At 64.3% G+C, this 17,430-nt stretch carries 16 protein-coding genes; 11 read left to right on the forward strand and 5 right to left on the reverse strand.

Annotated elements, in window-relative coordinates; genetic code table 11:
* Window positions 1-121: 121 nt before the first annotated feature.
* On the reverse strand, window positions 122-535 hold the full coding sequence (locus ABIE32_RS02825) for a hypothetical protein (protein ID WP_429013741.1): 414 nt from the start codon (window positions 533-535) through the stop codon (window positions 122-124).
* Window positions 536-882: 347 nt separating this feature from the next.
* On the reverse strand, window positions 883-1,431 hold the full coding sequence (locus ABIE32_RS02830; RefSeq protein ID WP_429014282.1) for a hypothetical protein: 549 nt from the start codon (window positions 1,429-1,431) through the stop codon (window positions 883-885).
* 180 nt (window positions 1,432-1,611) lie between these two features.
* Here ABIE32_RS02830 and ABIE32_RS02835 point away from each other — a divergent pair, with 180 nt between their 5' ends.
* The 3 genes from ABIE32_RS02835 to ABIE32_RS02845 all read left to right on the forward strand — a co-directional run bounded on the left by ABIE32_RS02835 (window position 1,612) and on the right by ABIE32_RS02845 (window position 5,418).
* Complete coding sequence (locus ABIE32_RS02835; RefSeq protein WP_429013743.1) at window positions 1,612-2,586, forward strand: quinone oxidoreductase family protein; 975 nt, start codon at window positions 1,612-1,614, stop codon at window positions 2,584-2,586.
* 15 nt (window positions 2,587-2,601) lie between these two features.
* Window positions 2,602-3,546: a LysR family transcriptional regulator gene (locus tag ABIE32_RS02840; protein ID WP_429013746.1), complete on the forward strand. Its 945-nt coding sequence runs from the start codon at window positions 2,602-2,604 to the stop codon at window positions 3,544-3,546.
* 117 nt (window positions 3,547-3,663) lie between these two features.
* A complete protein-coding gene (locus ABIE32_RS02845) occupies window positions 3,664-5,418 on the forward strand; it encodes a dipeptidase (protein ID WP_429013749.1) in 1,755 nt (584 codons plus the stop codon).
* Between the two features lie 72 nt (window positions 5,419-5,490).
* Here ABIE32_RS02845 and ABIE32_RS02850 read toward each other — a convergent pair whose 3' ends face one another.
* The 3 genes from ABIE32_RS02850 to ABIE32_RS02860 form a co-directional block, all read right to left on the reverse strand.
* Entirely contained in the window at window positions 5,491-6,129 is a 639-nt protein-coding gene (locus ABIE32_RS02850) for a 2-dehydro-3-deoxy-6-phosphogalactonate aldolase (RefSeq protein WP_429013752.1), read from the reverse strand.
* Window positions 6,126-7,094, reverse strand: a complete 969-nt coding sequence (locus ABIE32_RS02855) for a 2-dehydro-3-deoxygalactonokinase (RefSeq protein ID WP_429013755.1) — start codon at window positions 7,092-7,094, stop codon at window positions 6,126-6,128. Before ABIE32_RS02855 ends, ABIE32_RS02850 begins: the two co-directional genes overlap by 4 nt.
* Before the next feature lie 133 nt (window positions 7,095-7,227).
* Complete coding sequence (locus ABIE32_RS02860) at window positions 7,228-7,614, reverse strand: RidA family protein (RefSeq protein WP_184708833.1); 387 nt, start codon at window positions 7,612-7,614, stop codon at window positions 7,228-7,230.
* 135 nt (window positions 7,615-7,749) lie between these two features.
* Between ABIE32_RS02860 and ABIE32_RS02865 the strand changes: the two genes are divergently transcribed.
* From ABIE32_RS02865 to ABIE32_RS02900, 8 genes are all read left to right on the forward strand, one after another.
* On the forward strand, window positions 7,750-9,324 hold the full coding sequence (locus ABIE32_RS02865) for an ABC transporter substrate-binding protein (RefSeq protein ID WP_429013758.1): 1,575 nt from the start codon (window positions 7,750-7,752) through the stop codon (window positions 9,322-9,324).
* A gap of 30 nt (window positions 9,325-9,354) precedes the next feature.
* Window positions 9,355-10,305, forward strand: coding sequence for an ABC transporter permease (locus tag ABIE32_RS02870; protein ID WP_224153115.1), 951 nt, complete (start codon window positions 9,355-9,357; stop codon window positions 10,303-10,305).
* Entirely contained in the window at window positions 10,305-11,210 is a 906-nt protein-coding gene (locus ABIE32_RS02875) for an ABC transporter permease (protein WP_429013761.1), read from the forward strand. Before ABIE32_RS02870 ends, ABIE32_RS02875 begins: the two co-directional genes overlap by 1 nt.
* Window positions 11,210-12,337 carry an ABC transporter ATP-binding protein gene (locus ABIE32_RS02880; protein ID WP_429013763.1) on the forward strand — a complete coding sequence of 376 codons (1,128 nt, stop codon included), beginning with the start codon at window positions 11,210-11,212 and terminating at the stop codon, window positions 12,335-12,337. The genes ABIE32_RS02875 and ABIE32_RS02880 overlap by 1 nt, the downstream gene beginning before the upstream one ends.
* Before the next feature lie 2 nt (window positions 12,338-12,339).
* The gene (locus tag ABIE32_RS02885; RefSeq protein WP_429014242.1) at window positions 12,340-13,359 is read left to right on the forward strand and encodes an ABC transporter ATP-binding protein; all 1,020 of its coding nucleotides are present in this window, start codon (window positions 12,340-12,342) and stop codon (window positions 13,357-13,359) included.
* A gap of 10 nt (window positions 13,360-13,369) precedes the next feature.
* Window positions 13,370-14,641, forward strand: a complete 1,272-nt coding sequence (locus ABIE32_RS02890) for an amino acid deaminase (RefSeq protein WP_429013766.1) — start codon at window positions 13,370-13,372, stop codon at window positions 14,639-14,641.
* Window positions 14,642-14,820: 179 nt separating this feature from the next.
* Window positions 14,821-15,810: a MurR/RpiR family transcriptional regulator gene (locus ABIE32_RS02895; RefSeq protein WP_429013768.1), complete on the forward strand. Its 990-nt coding sequence runs from the start codon at window positions 14,821-14,823 to the stop codon at window positions 15,808-15,810.
* A gap of 23 nt (window positions 15,811-15,833) precedes the next feature.
* A complete protein-coding gene (locus tag ABIE32_RS02900) occupies window positions 15,834-17,312 on the forward strand; it encodes an N-acyl-D-amino-acid deacylase family protein (RefSeq protein WP_429013771.1) in 1,479 nt (492 codons plus the stop codon).
* The last annotated feature ends 118 nt before the right edge of the window (window positions 17,313-17,430 follow it).

The raw sequence follows: 17,430 nt of genomic DNA on the forward strand, positions 1-17,430 counted from the left end.
GGGAAGCAAGAAGAGTGTCTTCAATGACAGCGGTTTCACTTTGGTGCGGTCGCATCGGGCCGATAAGAGGTTTTTGCAGTGCACCGAAGTAGAAATTTGGATCACCTGTTGTTCGGACCCTCTATATAGCCCCACCCCAAGTCGAGGAAGGCATCCAAAGGGCCCATAGACACAAAGCCAGTGCCAAGATAAATGCTGCTCCTGCGACATAGTGGTTGGGAATCAGCCAATAGGCGCTCAAAACTGCGGAAAACAGGCCCGCTACGAGAATGAGCGAGCGGGCTGCAATCCTAAAGAAAATATGGTTACGAGGCAGGCTTGCACTGATGAGTGCTGGGAGCAAGATGAACATGGAGTTCAGCACCGAAAAGGCAATGCCGATCATGATTGAATCTTGATCTGTGGGGTAGACCCCACCTGTCAAGTTCCTATCAAGAACGCAGATCGTCACCAGGTTGGCGAAGATTACTGCGCCGGAAATGGACAACGCTGTATAGCGGCGAGTCAATGGCTTTATCTTTATCATCAATCGCATACTGAAGGCGTTCGATGTTCAGAATTTGAGCTCCATGTGTGTTGGGTGTGAAATCATTTATCAGCCAATGTCGCTTTTGGATCGCTCTACGACAGCCCCAGACTGGCCCATCGTTGTTCCTCAACAAAAGTACGGCCGTGCACCAGTGTCCCCCGATAGGCCGCCATATCTGCACTCAATCCAACTGCCCCAACCCCACCGCGTTGCCATGGCGGTCGCGTAGGCGGACCATGGTGCCTCCACGGTTCATCAGCGGCTTGCTCAAAAACTGGTGCCATGCCCAGACGCCGTTCAGGTATTTTGCAAAGCGATCCACAGCGCGGGCGCAACGCGTATTCAGCGCCTTCTCAGCTGTACTGATCGGTGTAGTAATGGCGGGCGCAAGAGGCGCAGGCAAACAGGGATATTTCCCGCAGTGATTCGGGCGGGCCGCTGGAGCGAAAGTCTCGGGGCGTGGCACCGGGGCCGTTCTCCCAGTACTGGTGGGTTTGCTGCACGGCAAGCAGCTCCTGCAAGCTGGCTGGGCAGGCGACAAATTCGCACCAGGTGTCGCAGCAGAGCGGCCAGTCCAACCTTCCCTGAAGAAAAAGCGGCGCATCGGGCAGCTGGTGAAATTCGCGCCACGCCTTTTGCGGGTCTTGAGCCAGGCGCTGGACGCTGTGCTCGACAGCCCAGGTGTCGGTTCGCCGTACGTTGCCGCCATGGATGCAATCTGCGCACAGGTAATGCACTTCGGGCTCTTCTTGCGCCAGCAGGGTGTCAGCAGCTTTTTGGGGATCGATGATCTCGCCGGTGTAGCGGTAAGTGGGCACCTCGCAGCGTTCGCACTGCTGGCATACCTCGCCCTCCACGCTGCGTAGCGCGGCATCGGCAACAGATTTGAAAATCTTCCCCATTCTTTATCTCCATCAGCCATGAACATCACGCGCTCGGCTCGATTTTGAGGCATGACGACGGTCATTTCTGTATGTTTTATTGCTGCATACTATGCATTTATCATTTGCATTTGGCCATATTGATGCATGAATTCGATGTGCATACGATCACCTTCTCATTGTTTTTCAGGGATAGAAGCCATGGCCGTAGCGATTCGAATTCACAGCACCGGTGCGCCTGATGTCATGCAGATGGAAGAGGTGCATCTTTCATCGCCAGGGCCGGGCGAGGTATTGCTTGCGCAGACCGCCATCGGCATCAACCCGCTGGATGTCAGCCAGCGCAAGGGGGCGGTTGCGATTGCACTGCCTTCCGGGCTGGGGCTGGAAGGGGCCGCAACGGTCAGCGCCGTTGGCGCGGGGGTGGCGGGCTTGCAGGTGGGCGACCGCGTGGGTTATGCCACCGGCCCCTTGGGCGCATATGCGAGTGCGCGGGTGTTTCCGGCAGAGCGTCTGGTCAAGCTGCCTGATGCTCTTGGCGACGATGCCGCTGCGGCGGTACTGTTCAAGGGCATCACGGCACAGTACCTGCTCAAGGCCACGGGGCAGGTCGGCCAGGGCTCGCGGGTATTGATTTATGGCGCAGCGGGTGCGCTGGGGCAGCTCATGTGCGCGTGGGCAAAGCATCTGGGCGCGCATGTGCTGGGTGTGGTGTCCAAGGCGGCCAGTGTGGAGCGCGCGCGGGCAGCAGGCTGCGACGAAGTGTTTGTTTTCGATGCCCAAACGCTGGCCGCGCAGGTGGCGCAAGCCACGCAGGGCCAGAAGGTGGATGTGGTGTACGACTCCATTGGCAAGGCAACCTTTCTCACATCGCTCGACTGCCTGCGCCCCCGCGGGCTGATGGTGTCGCTGGGCGCGACATCGGGCCTGCCGCCCGCAATCGAGGTGGGAACGCTCAACGCCAAGGGCTCGCTGTTTCTCACCCGCCCCTCATTGGCAGCCCATACGGCCACGGCAGAGGAATACCAGAGCCGCGCGCGCGATGTTTTGAGCGCCGTGTCGAGTGGCATACTCACGCCCCGCATCTGGAAAAGCTATGCGCTGGCAGAGGTGGCACAGGCGCACGCAGACCTGGAGCAAGGGCGCTTGCAAGGCGCGATCATTCTCAAACCCTGATTGTGGAAGGACACCATGGAGATGCTCGACAGCCAGCACGCCGATGAGCTGGCCACACTGCTTGCGCTGGCAGACAAGGGCTCGTTTGCTGCGGCAGGGCGTGCGCTGGGGCGCCACCCCTCGGTGCTCTCCAAACGCATGCAGGCCCTGGAGCGCAGGCTGGGCGTGCGGCTGGTGGAGCGCACCACGCGGCAGCTGCACTTCACCAGCGAAGGCCGGCTGCTGGTCGACAAGGTGCGGCAGGCCACGGGCCTGATCCGCGAAGCCGAGCAAGAGGCGGCGCAGGGCGCACGCGACATACGAGGCCGCCTGCGCCTGTCGATGCCCGCCACGATGGGACGGCGCTGGATCAGCCCGATGCTGGCAGATTTTGCCCTGACCCACCCGCAGGTTGCGCTGGAGGTGGAGTACAGCGAGCGGATCGTCGATGTGGTGGGCGAGCGCTTTGATGCCGCCATCCGCATCGGCCATCTGCCCGACAGTGGGCTGGTGGCCACACGGCTGTGCGACCAGCACCGCATTCTGTGCGCTTCTGCCAGCTACCTGGCGCGCCACGAAGCGCCCAAGACACCGGCAGACCTGGCACGCCACAACTGCCTGGGCTACACCGGGCTGCGCTCCTTTCCGGAATGGACGCTGGTGCAGCCTGCCGCAAAGGGCAGGGCGAGGCTGGCAGAATCGGTGCGCATCAGTGGCTCAATGACGAGCAACGACAACGAGGCACTATTGCATGCGGCGCTCAAGGGTGTGGGCATCATCTCGGGCAGCGATTGGCATCTGATGCCTTCCGTGCAAACAGGCGCACTCGTTCGCATCCTGCCGCAGTGGACGCTAGGAGACCCGGGCGGCATCTACCTTGTGCGCCCATCGGCGCAATACAGCACGGCGGCCATGGGGGCGCTCAAGCAATGGTTGGCGCAGGCGTTTGAGGCCACGCCCTGGCGCAGCGTGGCTGCCTGAGGTGCCGCGCGCGCTGCGGTGATGGAGCAACCTCGCGGCGGATAAAACCGGGCATTTTCCCTTCATGGGCAGTGCAAAGCCGCTATTCTTTCGCTTTCCCCATAAGAGACCGATCCTATGAAGACCGTATTTCGCCACACCGCGCTTGCCATCAGCATTGCGCTGGCCTGTGCCGCAGCCCAGGCCGACACCCTGAAAAAGCCCGTACTGGATGCGATTGCCGCCGAGGCGATCAAGACGCCAGCGACCTTCCCACAGTTCTTGCAGAACGCAGCCAAGCAGGATGCGAGCGTGGCAGGTGCTGTGCAACGCTACGTGGATGGCGAGGCGTTGCAGGGTGACGACCTGACCAATGTGGCGCGCCTCTTGGGGCTGTACACGCGGCTGACGCAAGAAACCCAGGTACTGGGCAGCATCACGCAAATGGTGGCGCTGCCGACCGTGCGCGACGCCAAGGTTGCACCACACGACAGCCAGGCCATCATCGACTTTGGCGCGCTGGTGGAAAAGATGGCCAAGGACTTTGGCCTGCAGTACCGCAACGTGGACAACCGCATTTTTGAAGTGACCCTGCCCGCGACGGCTGCACAGGCCGGGGGACAGGAGTTCGGCATCCTCACCCACGCCGATGTGGTGCCCGTGGTGCCTGCGGAATGGGTGATCGACGGCAAGCAGCTCGATCCTTTCAAGGTCACCCGCATTGGCGACAAGCTGTACGGGCGTGGCACGATTGACGACAAGGGATCGATTGCCACTGTGATGTACGCCATGAAGGCGGTGAAGGACGCCAAGCTGCCGCTGCAGCGCGGCATTCGCCTCATGATCGAAACCACCGAGGAAACCGGTGGCGACGCCATGAAGTACTACCGTGCCAAGACCCAATTGCCCGAGTACAACATCGTGCTCGACAGCAAATACCCGGCCGTGGTGGCCGAAAAGGGCACGGGCGCGATCAAGGCCTTTTTTGCCGATGTGAAGACCGATGGCCAGCAGCCCGCAATCACCGCCATGGTGGGCGCGGCTTCGTCTAACGCGATTGCGCAGACTGCAACGGCCAGCATCGAGGCGGTTAACGCCGCTGCACTGGCAGCCGTTGCGCAGAAACTGCAGGCGGCCAAGGATGCCTATGTGGCGCAGAACCAGCCGTACGGCAAGTTCAGCATCGATATTGCGCCTGCCGCCAACAAGATCGACATCAAGGTCACCGGCAGCTCGGCACACGGCTCGCGCCCCGAAGAGGGCGTGAACCCGGTGCCGCGCCTGGCGATGTTCCTGCAGCAAAGCCTGATGGCCGACGGCGCGCAGCCACTGGTGGCGCGCAACCAGTACAGCGATGCGGTGCGCTACATCAACGGCGTGTACGGACTGGATTATTTTGGCAAGGGCCTGGGGCTGGCGTATGCCGATGACTTCATGGGCCCGCTCACTATTTCGCCCAACTTCATCAAGGCGGCAGGCGGCCAGTTGGAGGTGACGGCCAACGCCCGCATGCCGCGCGGCAAGACGCCCGAGCAGCTCAAGGCCGAAGTGGAAAAGGGCATTGCCAACTGGAGTGCCGCTGCCAAGGTGCCGGTGAAGATCGACTACACCCAAGGCAACTGGATGGCGCGCGACCCCAAGGGCGCGTGGCTGACAACCTTGCTGAACATCTTTGGCGACACCACGGGGCTGGATGCCAAGCCGGTGCCGACCGCTGGCAGCACCACCGCCAAGCTGATGCCCAACGCCATCAACTTTGGCCCCGCCATGCCCGGCAAGAAGTACACCGCGCACAACGCGCTGGAGTACAAGGAGCTGCCTGACCTGCAGGCCGACATGCAGATGTTCACCGAAATGCTGGTGCGCATCGGCAACCTGCAGTCGATGCAGTAATCACTCCGTTTTTTGTAGCAAGGCCCGCGCGCTTCACCAGCGCACCGGGCCTTTTTATTGGAAAGCGAAGGCTCAGGCCTTGTGCAGAGCCCGGTAGTTGCTGGCAAACGCCTGCGCATCGGCGGCCACCTGCGCGGCCGTCTTGCCGGGCTTGAACAGCGATGAGCCGATGCCAAAACCAGCTGCACCGGCCTGCAGCCACGGCGCCATGTTGTCGGGCGAGATGCCGCCCACGGGGTAGATGCCGGTGCCTTGTGGCAGCACGGCCAGCAGGGCTTTGACCACAGCGGGCGAAGCCAGCTCGGCAGGGAAGATCTTCAGGCCATGCGCGCCATGCGCCAGCGCCGTGAACGCCTCGGTGGGCGTCAGCACCCCGGGCAGGCTGATGAGGCCGAGCTTGACCGATTCATCGATCACCGCCGGGTTGCAATTGGGCGAGATGATGAGTTGGCCGCCTGCAGCATGCACATCGCGCACCTGCTGCGCCGTCAGTACCGTGCCTGCGCCCACCAGCACATCGGGATAGGCGGCGCGCATGGCGGCAATGCTGCGAAGCGGATCGGGCGAGTTCAGCGGCACCTCCCACAGGCCAAAGCCTGCGCTGTGCAGCGCGGCGCCGATTTCTACCGCCTCGGCAGGCTGCAAGCCACGCAGAATGGCGATCAGCGGCAGTTGCGCCTGCAGGGTCTGAAAACGGGTGAGCAGATTCATGATGGCGTACCTGTCAGATATTGGTAGATGGCCTGGTGGCCGGCCCAGGTGGCTTCATCGCCAAAGGCCACGCCCTCGCAGCCCGCGTGGCGCAATGCCAGCGTGTAGCGCTGCACGAGTGCAGAAGATCCGATCAGCGCAACGCGCGTACCGGCGGCAGGCTGCATGGTGGCCATTTCCTGGCCGATCAACAGACCCGACAGGTAGCTGGCCGATTGCGCGGGGCTCAGCGCCCCAAACAGGCTGAGGGCGCGCGTGCCAAACAGCAGGTGGCTGAGCGCGTCGCTGCTGCGTGCACGCTCCAGGCCCTGTGCAAACGCGCTTTCGTCCAGCGGTGCACTGCCATCCAGCGTCTTGCCCAGAATGGAGTGCTGCGCCAGCACGGCAAACAGCTCGCCGGTCATGAAGGTCTTGAAACCGGTGATGCTGCGCCCCTGCGCCTGCACCCATTTGCTGTGTGTGCCGGGCAGCACCAGCAGGCCGCTGTCCTGCCCCATCAGCTGCAGCGCGCCAATCACCTGAATCTCTTCACCACGCATCACATCGGGCACGCCATGCGCTGCATCCACCCCGGCCTGCGGCACCACGCTCATGCCCGGCACGATGGCAGTGGGAATGCCATGTGCAACTTCCAGCCACAGCAGCTGGCTGCACAGCGCGCCAAAGTCTGCGGGGCAGGGGCAATAGGCGGCTTCCTGCCAGCCCTGGCGGCTGCCGACCATGCCCGAGAGCATGCACATATCGGGCTGCAGCGCAAGCCAGTCGCCAAAGTGCCTGTCAAAGGCCGCGGCAAAGCCGCCGGGCTCTACCTGCAAAATGCCTTGCGGCAAGGCCCTTTGCTGTGCAATGTGGCCCTGCGCATCGATGAGCACGCCGCGCAGCGAGGTGGTTCCCCAGTCGATGGCAATGAGGCGCGGGCGGTTGTCGCCCGGCGTGCGGGCGGTGAAGGTGGGTGGACGAGGCATGGAGCGAGCTCAGAAAAAACAACGCACCAGCGTGCGGTGCAGGCGCTGGTGCGGATTGTAGAAGTGGGTGCTGCAAAGCGGCGTCGCGTGTAAGACCCTTACAGCGCTCGTGGGCCGCGTTGCCCGTGGCACATCACAGCGGCTTGTACGCCGTTACATCGATCTCGACCTTGGCGTCGATCATCAGGCGCGATTCGACCGTGGAGCGCGCGGGGCGGTGCTCGCCAAAGCATTCCATGTACACGCGGTTGAAGCTGCCGAAATCGCGCGGATCGTCAAGCCAGACATTGACCTTGGCGACATCCTGCAGCGTGCAGCCAGCCAGTGCCAGCGCTTCTTCCAGGCGCTTGAAGACCTGGCGCGTCTGCGCTTCGATGCCGCCTTGCACGACCTGGCCCTGGTCATCGGTCGGCACGGTGCCCGATACGAAAACAAAGTCGCCAGCGCGCACGGCGGGCGAGAGCGGGCGCGCCAGACGGTCGGACGCGACGGGGGATTGGCCTAGGGTAACTACTGGCATGGTTTCATCTCCTTTGTGTAAAGATATTACATCAACAACACCAAAAACTGTCAATGTTTTGACGAAAAGCCGGTTTTTAGGGGTTGTGATGTAAAGAATTTTCCTTATTAAACGCCCTTGATGAAAGCCCGCACCATGAACGCCTTCGCACTGCTTCCCCGGACATCACGTCGCCAACTGTTGGCTGCCGCCCTGGTGGCGGCAGGTTGCGCCAGCCTGCCGGCGGGCAGCGCCTGGGCGCAGGCGGGCGCCAAAGGCGGTGCTGCCAACCTGGCGATGATTGGTGAGCCGCAGAGCCTCGACCCGATGGTCAGCTCCACCGATCTGGTGGGCACCATCATGCAGCACGTGTTCGAGCCGCTCTACACCTTTGATGCGCAGTGGAACATCAAGCCGATGCTGGCTGAAGGCATGCCCACCATCTCGGCCGATGGCCTCACCTACACCATTGCCCTGCGCAAGGGCGTCAAGTTCCACAACGACAAGGACATGACGGCCGATGACGTGGTGGCATCGCTGCAGCGCTGGATGGATGTGTCGGCGCGCGGCAAGGCCGTGGCGCAGGAAATTGCCAGCATGACGGCCAAGAATGCCACTACGGTCGAGATCAAGCTCAAGGCCGTGTATGCGCCGCTGCTGGCGCACCTGGCCATGCCCAGCGGCATGGCAGGCATCATGCCCAAGGAGGCGATTGCGCCGGTGCTCAAGGATTTCATCGGCACGGGCCCCTACAAGCTCAAGGAGCGCAAGCCAGACCAGTTCACCGTGCTGGCGCGCTTTGACAAATATGCAGCCCGCAGCGAGCCGGCAAGCGGTTACGCGGGCAAGCGCGAGGCACTGCTTGATGAACTGCGCTTTGTGCCCGTGCCCAACGCCACTACGCGGGTGGAGGGCGTGCTGTCGGGCCAGTTCCAGTACTCCGACCTGCTGCAGGTCGAGTCGATGGGGCGCATCGAGAAGGGCGCGCCGAACGTGGTACCCATCGTGACGCAGAATTTCGGTTTCCCCTACATCGTCTTCAACACCAAGGAAGGCGTGCTCGCCAAGAAGGAGCTGCGCCAGGCGGTGCAGACGGCCATGGGCCCGGCCGAGATGCTGCAGGCCGGTTTTGGCGACAAGCGCTTCTTCACCGCCGAGCCCAATTTCTTCCCCAAGGGCACACCGTACTATTCGGACGCCGGTGCCAAGCAGTACAACCAGAAGAATCCACAAGTGGCCAAGGACCAGGCCGCCAAGGCGGGCTACAAGGCCGAGCCGATCCGCATCATGGCCAGCCGCCAGTACGAGTTCCACTACAACATGGCGCTGGTGATGGCCGAGCACCTCAAGCGCGCAGGCTTCAAGACCGATCTGCAGGTGGTGGACTGGGCAACGCTGGTGCAGCGCCGCAACGACGCCAAGCTGTGGGATGTGTATGTGACGCACTCGGGCCTGTTCCCCGAGCCCATGCTCTCGCCCCCTCAAATGGGCAGCGGCGCCCCCGGCTGGTGGGAAACCGACACCAAGAAGGCGGCGCTCACCGCGTTCAACAGCGAGCCTGATGTGGCCAAGCGCGGACCGCTGTGGGGCAAGGTGCAGGGCCTGATCTACGACGAAGTGCCGTTTGTGGAAGTGGGCAAGTTCAACGCGCTGTCGGCGCGCTCGTCCAAGCTGCAAGGCTATACCGCCATGCCGTGGCCGTTCTTCTGGAACACGTCGCTCGCCAAGTAAACAGCGCGCCCAGAGGCTCCGAGGTTTTCCATGCTGCATTTCTTACTCAAGCGCCTGGGCGGCGCGCTGGTGGTGCTCGCCATCGTCGCCGTGCTGGTGTTTCTGCTCACGCGCCTTGCGTCGGGTGACCCGGTGGCACTGCTGCTGGGCGACCAGGCCACTGCTGCTGATATTGCTGCCGCCCGCGTGCAGTACGGGCTGGACAAGCCGCTCACCACCCAGTTCGTGCTGTGGATCGGCCAGGTGCTGCAAGGCAATCTGGGGCAGTCGCTGTTTCTGCAGATGCCGGTCACCCATGCGCTGCTCGAACGTGCCGAGCCCACCTTGTTCCTCGCGCTGTTTGCGGTATCGATTGCAGCGCTGATCGGCGTGCCCTGCGGCATGGCTGCGGCCGTGTGGCGCGGCAGCTGGGCAGACCAGATCGTCAGCACCGTGGCCATGCTGGGCGCCAGCATTCCCAGCTTCTGGTTCGGGCTCATCCTGATCCAGATCTTTGCCGTGCACCTGGGCTGGTTTCCGGCGTCGGGCTATGGCGACCCGGATTCGACGCTGGCCCAGCGCCTGCAGCACCTGCTGCTGCCCGCGCTGGTGCTGGGCGTGCTCAATTCGGCGCTGATCATCCGCTTCACCCGTGCTTCGGTGCTCGACATTCTGGGTGAAGACTACGTACGCACCGCCCGCGCCAAGGGTCTGGCCGAGGGCGTGGTGCTGTGCAAGCATGTGCTGCGCAATGCGCTGGTGCCCATCGTCACCGTGCTGGGCCTCACGCTCGCGCTGATGATCGGCGGCACCGTGGTGACCGAGACCGTGTTCAACCTGCCAGGCGTGGGCAACCTGGTGGTGCGCGCCGTGCTGCGGCGCGATTACCCGGTCATCCAGGGCACTTTGCTGGTGATCGCTGCCATCTACGTGTTCATCAACCTGGCCATCGACCTGCTGTACACCGTGGTCGATCCGCGCATCCGCCTGGAGAGCAAGTGATGAACGCACCTACTTCCTCCGCATCGACTCCTGTTTCCGTAGCTGCTGGCGCAGGCTGGGCGAGCGCTGCATGGGTGAAAACCTTGAAGCGCCTGTTTGCCCGCAAGATCGTGCTGGCCAGCGCCATCGTGCTGCTCCTGATCGTGGCGACTGCCGTGTGCTACCCGCTGCTGACCGATGCCGACCCCAATGACATGAACATCAGCATGCGCCTGCATGCACCGTCGTGGGCGCACTGGGCGGGCAACGACGAGCTGGGCCGCGACGTGATGGTGCGCATCATCTTCGGCGCGCGCTATTCGCTGATGATCGGCTTCTTCACCGCGCTGGGCGCCGTGGTGCTGGGCACCCTCATCGGCATGCTGGCAGGCTACTTTCGCAGGCTTGACGCGCCGCTGATGCGCCTGGTGGACGCAATGATGGCCTTCCCCGACATTCTGCTGGGCATTGCGCTCGTATCCATCCTGGGCGCTTCGCTGTGGAACGTGATCCTCGCGCTCACCATCGTCTATACGCCCCGGGTGGCGCGCGTGGTGCGCGCATCGACCCTGGTGCTGCGCGAGCTGCTGTTTGTCGATGCGGCCAAGGCGCTGGGGGTGAGCACGCCGATGATCCTGTGGCGCCACATTCTGCCCAACCTGCTCTCGCCGGTGCTGGTGCAGGTCACCTTCATCTTTGCCTACGCCATCCTCGCCGAAGCGGGCCTGTCGTTCCTGGGCGTGGGCGTGCCGCCCGAGATTCCCACCTGGGGCACCATGATCGCCGGCAGCCTGGAATACGCCGACAAGGCGTTCTGGACGATCCTGACCCCTGGCATCGCCATTGTGCTCACCGCCCTGTCGCTGCAGTTGCTGGGCGACGGCGTGCGCGACCTGCTCGACCCCAAGCTGAAGAAGAAATCATGATGAGCACCGCCACGCAAACTGCTGCTGTTGCAGCCCACGCAGCCAGCGCTCAGCCACCCGCCACGGCCACGCCACGGCTCGATGTGCGCTCGCTGTCGACCTCGTTCGCCACCGATGGCGGGCGGGTGCAAAGCGTCTCGGACGTGAGCTTTCGTATCATGCCGGGCCAGACGCTGGCCCTGGTGGGCGAGTCGGGCTCGGGCAAATCCGTCACCAGCCTGTCGCTGATGGGCCTGCACGCCAAGACCTCGCACGCACAGGTGCAGGGCGAGGCGCACTTTGTGCTGCGCGATGGCCGCACGGTCGACCTGCTCCGGCTGGACCATGCCGCCCTGCGCGCACTGCGCGGCAATGAAATGGCCATGGTCTTTCAGGAGCCAATGACCAGCCTGAACCCGGTGCTCACCGTGGGCGAGCAGATCGCCGAATCGGTGCGCCTGCACATGGGGCTGGACAAGGCCGGGGCCCTGAAGCACGCGCAGCGCATGCTGGAGCTGGTCGAGATTCCGGCTGCGGCACAGCGCGTGCATGAGTATCCGCACCAGCTCTCGGGCGGCATGCGCCAGCGGGTGATGATTGCGCTGGCCATGGCCTGCAACCCGACCTTGCTGATCGCCGACGAGCCCACCACGGCGCTGGATGTGACGATCCAGGCCCAGATTCTGGCGCTGATGGGGCGGTTGCAGAAAGAGACGGGCATGAGCATTCTGTTTGTGACCCACAACCTGGGCGTGGTGGCGCAGTACGCCGATGCGATTGCGGTGATGTATGCCGGCCGCATTGTCGAGACCGCCAGCGTGCACGATCTGTTTGCCGCGCCCAAGCACCCCTACACCCAGGGCCTGCTGGGCTGCCTGCCGGGCATGGCGCGCAAGCGCGAGCTGGAGGCTGCCGCCTCTGCCATGCGCGCAGGCGGCAAGCCCGCCTTCGTGCCCAAGCGCAGGCTTGACGCCATTCCCGGCCAGGTCTCCAGCCTGCTGAGCCCACCTCCCGGTTGCGCCTTTGCACCACGTTGCAGCCTGAAGCTGCCCGCTTGCGAAGCCGCCATGCCGGGCCTGGATGTATTGAACGCAGACAGCTGGCCCGCGCGCCAGGTGCGCTGCATCCGCGCGGGAGAAAGCGCATGAGCATGACCGATACCCTGGACCGCGCCGCTGGCAGCGCGCCCGAAGCCGCCGCCGCGCAACCGCTGGTCCGCATCCAGCAGCTGAGCAAGCAATTTGGCTCTGGCGCGCACCCGGTGCGCGCGGTCGACAACGTCTCGTTCGACATCTTTCCAGGCGAAACACTCGGCCTGGTGGGCGAGTCGGGCTCGGGCAAGAGCACGATTGGCCGTCTGCTCACGCGCCTGATCGAGCCCACCGCCGGCAGCCTGCAATACCGCAAGGACGGCAAGGTGGTGGATCTGGCGCATCTGAGCCAGCGCGAGCTGCGGCCCCTGCGCTCCGATATCCAGATCATTTTTCAGGACCCGTATGCCAGCCTGAACCCGCGCATGCGCATCCGCGATGTGCTGGGCGAGGCCTTGTCCACCCACGGCATGGCGACCGGCGCGGCACGGCAAAAGCGCATCGAAGAGCTGCTGGAGCAGGTGGGCCTGCGGCCCGAGCATGCCGAGCGCTTTCCGCACGAGTTTTCGGGCGGGCAGCGCCAGCGCATCGGTATTGCCCGCGCGCTGGCCGTGCAGCCGCGCTTCATCGTGGCGGACGAGCCGCTGTCGGCGCTCGATGTGTCGATCCAGGCACAGGTGGTCAACCTGCTGGGCGATCTGAAAGACCGTTTGGGGCTGACCTTGTTGTTCATTTCCCACGATCTGGATGTGGTGGAATACCTGTGTGATCGCGTGGTGGTGCTGTACCTGGGCCGCGTGGTGGAGGTTGCTCCCACCGAGACCCTGTACGCCCGGCCACGCCATCCGTATACACAGGCGCTGCTGGCGGCTGCGCCGATTCCCGATCCGGCGCAACGCCGCACGATTCCGCTGCTGTCCGGCGACCTGCCCAGCCCCAAGAATCCGCCCAGTGGCTGCGTGTTCCGTACCCGCTGCCCGCAGGCGGAGAGCCAATGTGCGCAGGCCGATATGCAGCTGCGTGCCGTGGGCGGCAGCCATACGGGCCATCTGCAGGCCTGCTGGAAAGTACAAGACTGAGGAGTTTGAGATGCAACCCGATTTTGTTGTGGACCACCGCTGCAAGAGCTATCCACTGACCGCCGCGCCCACGCAGGCCTCGCAACTGGCCGCGCGCGGCTGGAATGTGCTGCGCGATGACCTGCCGTACCCGCTGGCCGTCATTCGCCGGTCCGCGCTGGAGCACAACGCGCGCTGGATGCAGGATTACGCCGCGCGCCGCAACATCCAGTTTGCGCCGCACGGCAAGACCACCATGTCGCCCCAGCTGTTTGACATGCAGCTCAAGGGCGGCGCCTGGGGCCTGACCTTTGCCACGATCTACCAGTTGTCGGTCGGGGTGGAGGCGGGCATGCGCCGTGCCATCATCGCCAACCAGGTGGTGGCGCCTGCCGATCTGGATGGGCTCGATGCCCTGCTGGCGCGGCACAGCGATCTGCGGGTGTGGTTTCTCGTCGATTCGATTGCGCAGCTGCGCTGCATTGAAGACTGGGCCAAGGCCCGTGGCAGCCAGCGCGCCTTCGATGTGCTGATCGAAGTGGGCATTCCTGGCCAGCGCACTGGCGTGCGCACGCTGGAGGAAGCCGTGGCGCTGGCGCAGGCCGTGCATGCATCGCCTGTGGCGCGCCTGGGCGGTATCGAATGCTACGAGGGGGGGCTGGCCCAATGCAATTCTGCGCATGATGTGCCAGCGGTGGCCGAGATGGTGCGCCGCGTGGTGGATATTGCCAAGGCCTGCGATGCGCAGGGCCTGCTGCCCGATGCGCAGCCCATCCTGAGCGCGGGCGGCTCAGCCATTTTCGACCTGGTGGTGCCGCTGCTGCAGGGCGCGGGCCTGTCGCGCAGCTTCATGGGCGTGCTGCGCTCGGGCTGCTACATCACCCACGACCATGGCAACTACCAGCGCTTGCTCAAGCTGGTGGAGCAGCGCGAGGGCCTGCAGGATTCGCTGCAGGCGGCGCTGGAGGTCTGGTCGGTGGTGCAGTCCGTGCCCGAGCCGGGCCTGGCGCTGCTGACCTGCGGCCGCCGCGATATCTCATATGACCTGGAGATGCCTTCGGTGCAGCGCCTTGCCGTGCGCGGTAGCACCACGGCGCAGGCCGCGCCTGCCGGCTGGAAGATCAGCGCGCTCAACGACCAGCACGCCTACCTGCGGTTCGATCCCGCACAGGGCGCGCCCGCCGTGGGCGATCGCGTGTCGCTGGGCATCTCGCACCCTTGCACCACATTTGACAAATGGCGCTGGATTGCCGTGGTGGACGACGCCTGGAACCTGGTGGATGCCATCGAAACAAGGTTCTGAATGTGCAGAATACAACCCCCTGAGGCGCTGTGCGCCTTCCCCCTTCTCTCATGCTGCGCATGGGAAGGGGGACGCAGCCCTCGCTGTGGCGCGGCGCGGCCGGCCCCGGCCCTTGCTCGGCTGCCCGCGCATGGGCCATGCCCGTCTCATGCGCTACGCCATGGATGGTTGACATGGTGATGAATCGTCCCGTTCTCACCCTGCAGGTGCTGCTGCAGCAGCAGTCCGCGTTGCCGCTGGCGCAGCGCCAGGTGATTGATGTCATCCTGCAAGACCCGGGCGCTGCCGTGCTCGCCACGGTGGAGCAGCTGGCTGCACAGGCCCATGTGTCCATGCCCACCATCGTGCGCATGTGCCGCCGCTTTGGCTATGACTCGGTGCGCGAGTTCATGGTGGCGCTGGCGCAGACGCTGGCAGTGTCGGGTTCGCACCTGCACCGCAGTGTGCGCGAGGACGACTCCACGGGCGATGTGGTCAGCAAGATCGTGCATGCCGCAGCGGGTGCGATTGCCAACCTGGGGCAAAAGCTCGATGCCGCGTTGATCGACGAGGTGGCGGCCAAGATGGCAGCGGCCACGCGCATCGACTGCTATTCGGTAGGCGCCGCATCGTCCTTCATGGCGCAGGAGCTGCAAAGCCGCCTGTTCCGCCTGGGGCTGACATCGAACGCGATCTTTGATGCGCACCAGCAGCTGGTGTCGGCATCGACGCTGGGCAAGAAGGGCGTGGCCTTTGTCATCTCGCACGTGGGGCGCATGCCTTTCACGCTGGAGGCCGCGCAGTTTGCCCGCCAGCAGGGCGCCACGGTGGTGGCGCTGACCCAGCCGGGCACGCCGCTGGCCGAGCTGGCCGACCATGTGCTGGCCGTCACCGTGCCGCAGGATGCGGTGATGCGCGTGGGCACCGAGGCCTATCTGGCGCACCTGGTGGTGATCGAGATTCTGATGGTGCGGCTGGCGCAGATTCTGGGTCCGCGCGTCATCACCGGCATGCAGCAGTACAAGCGGCTGCTCGAAACCCATGGTTTCGACAGCTACGAATACATGGGTTTTCAGCAGCCCGCGCAGCAGCGCCGTAGCGCAGCGCTGGGCGCAGAGCCCGCACCCATGCCGCGCAAGAAAAGCGCCAGCGCCCGAAAGGACGGCGGCCAGGGCCGCAAGCAGGATTGAAGAGAGCTTTTGGAAAGCAGAGCATGGATCGCAAAGTGTGGTTGAAGAATGGCCTGGTGGTAGATGGCACCGGCAGCGCCGAATTTGTGGGCGACGTATGGTTGCAAGGCGATCGCATTGTGGGCGTGCTTGCGAAAGATGCGCCGGCCGATGCGGCCTTGGCCGAGGCTGTGGCGGCCTGGCAGCAGCAGGACCCGCAGACCATTGACTGCAGCGGCAAGGTGATTGCCCCGGGCTTCATCGATGTGCACACCCACGACGACGCTGCCGCGCTGAACAACCCGGGCATGCTGCCCAAGCTCTCGCAAGGGGTGACGACGGTGATTGCCGGCAACTGCGGCATTTCGCTGGCGCCGGTGGTGACCGATGCGCCGATGGCGCCGCTGTCGCTGCTGGGCGACCGGCAGTTCCGCTTTTCCACCATGAAGGACTATGCAGCGGCTGTGGATGCAGCGCAGCCTGCCATCAATATTGCGGCTTTGCTGGGCCACACGGCGCTGCGCATCAAGCACATGGCTGATCTGAACCGGCCCGCCAACGAGGCCGAGCGCGCAGCAATGGCGGCCGACATGCGCGAAGCCATGGAGGCGGGGGCCCTGGGCCTGTCGAGCGGCATTTTCTACCGCGAAGCCTATGCAGCCGACATGCAGGAGCTGGTGGCTGTGGCGACCGAGGCGGCCCGCCACGGCGGCGTGTACGCCACGCACATCCGCGATGAGCTGGAAGGCATTCTGGAGGCCATGCTGGAGGCGGCAGGCACGGCCCAGCAATCGGGGCTGCCCCTGGTGCTGTCGCACCACAAGTGCGCGGGCTCGGCCAACTGGGGCCGCACGCTGCAAACCTTGCCGCTGGCCGAAAAGCTGGCCCAGCAGCAGGAGCTGTCGATGGACGTGTACCCATACACGGCGGGCTCCACCGTGCTGCGCGAAGACCTGGTGGATGGCGTGATCGATATCCTCATCACCCGCAGCGAAACCCACCCCGAGGTGGCGGGCCGCTACCTGCGCGATATTGCGGCAGCGTGGGGGCAGAGCGAGTACGACACCTGCGTGCAGCTCAAGCCCGGCAACGCCTGCTATTTCCAGATGCGCGAAGACGACGTGCAGCGCGTCATCACCCACCCGCTGTCGATGATCGGCTCGGACGGCCTGCCCAACGACGAGCGCCCGCACCCGCGCCTGTGGGGGGCGTTCCCACGCGTGCTGGCCATGTACTGGCGCGACAAGGGCGTGCTGAGCCTGGCGCAGGCCATCCACAAGATGACGGGGCTGTCGGCCCAGCGCTTTCGCCTGGCCGGGCGCGGCGTGCTGGCCGCTGGCAAGGCGGCCGATGTGGTGGTGTTCGACCCGGCGCGCATCCAGGACCGCGCCACGTTTGAAGACCCCAAGCAACTGAGCGCGGGGGTGGAGGCCGTGTGGGTCAACGGGGTACTCAGCTATACCGAGCAAGATGGGGCCTTGCCCCAGCGCGGCGGGCGCTTTGTGCGCCGTGCCACGGCCTGACTGGCTGGCTACCCGAATGCAGCAGCGCCCCACGAGGGCGCTTTTTGTTGCTGGTGGCACACCCAGCCAATCATTCGATTTGTGAATCAGACCATCCGTACAAAACATTGGACGCGAA

Origin of the sequence: Comamonas sp. 4034 (assembly GCF_050434545.1) — a bacterium.
Taxonomy (GTDB): domain Bacteria; phylum Pseudomonadota; class Gammaproteobacteria; order Burkholderiales; family Burkholderiaceae_C; genus Comamonas; species Comamonas odontotermitis.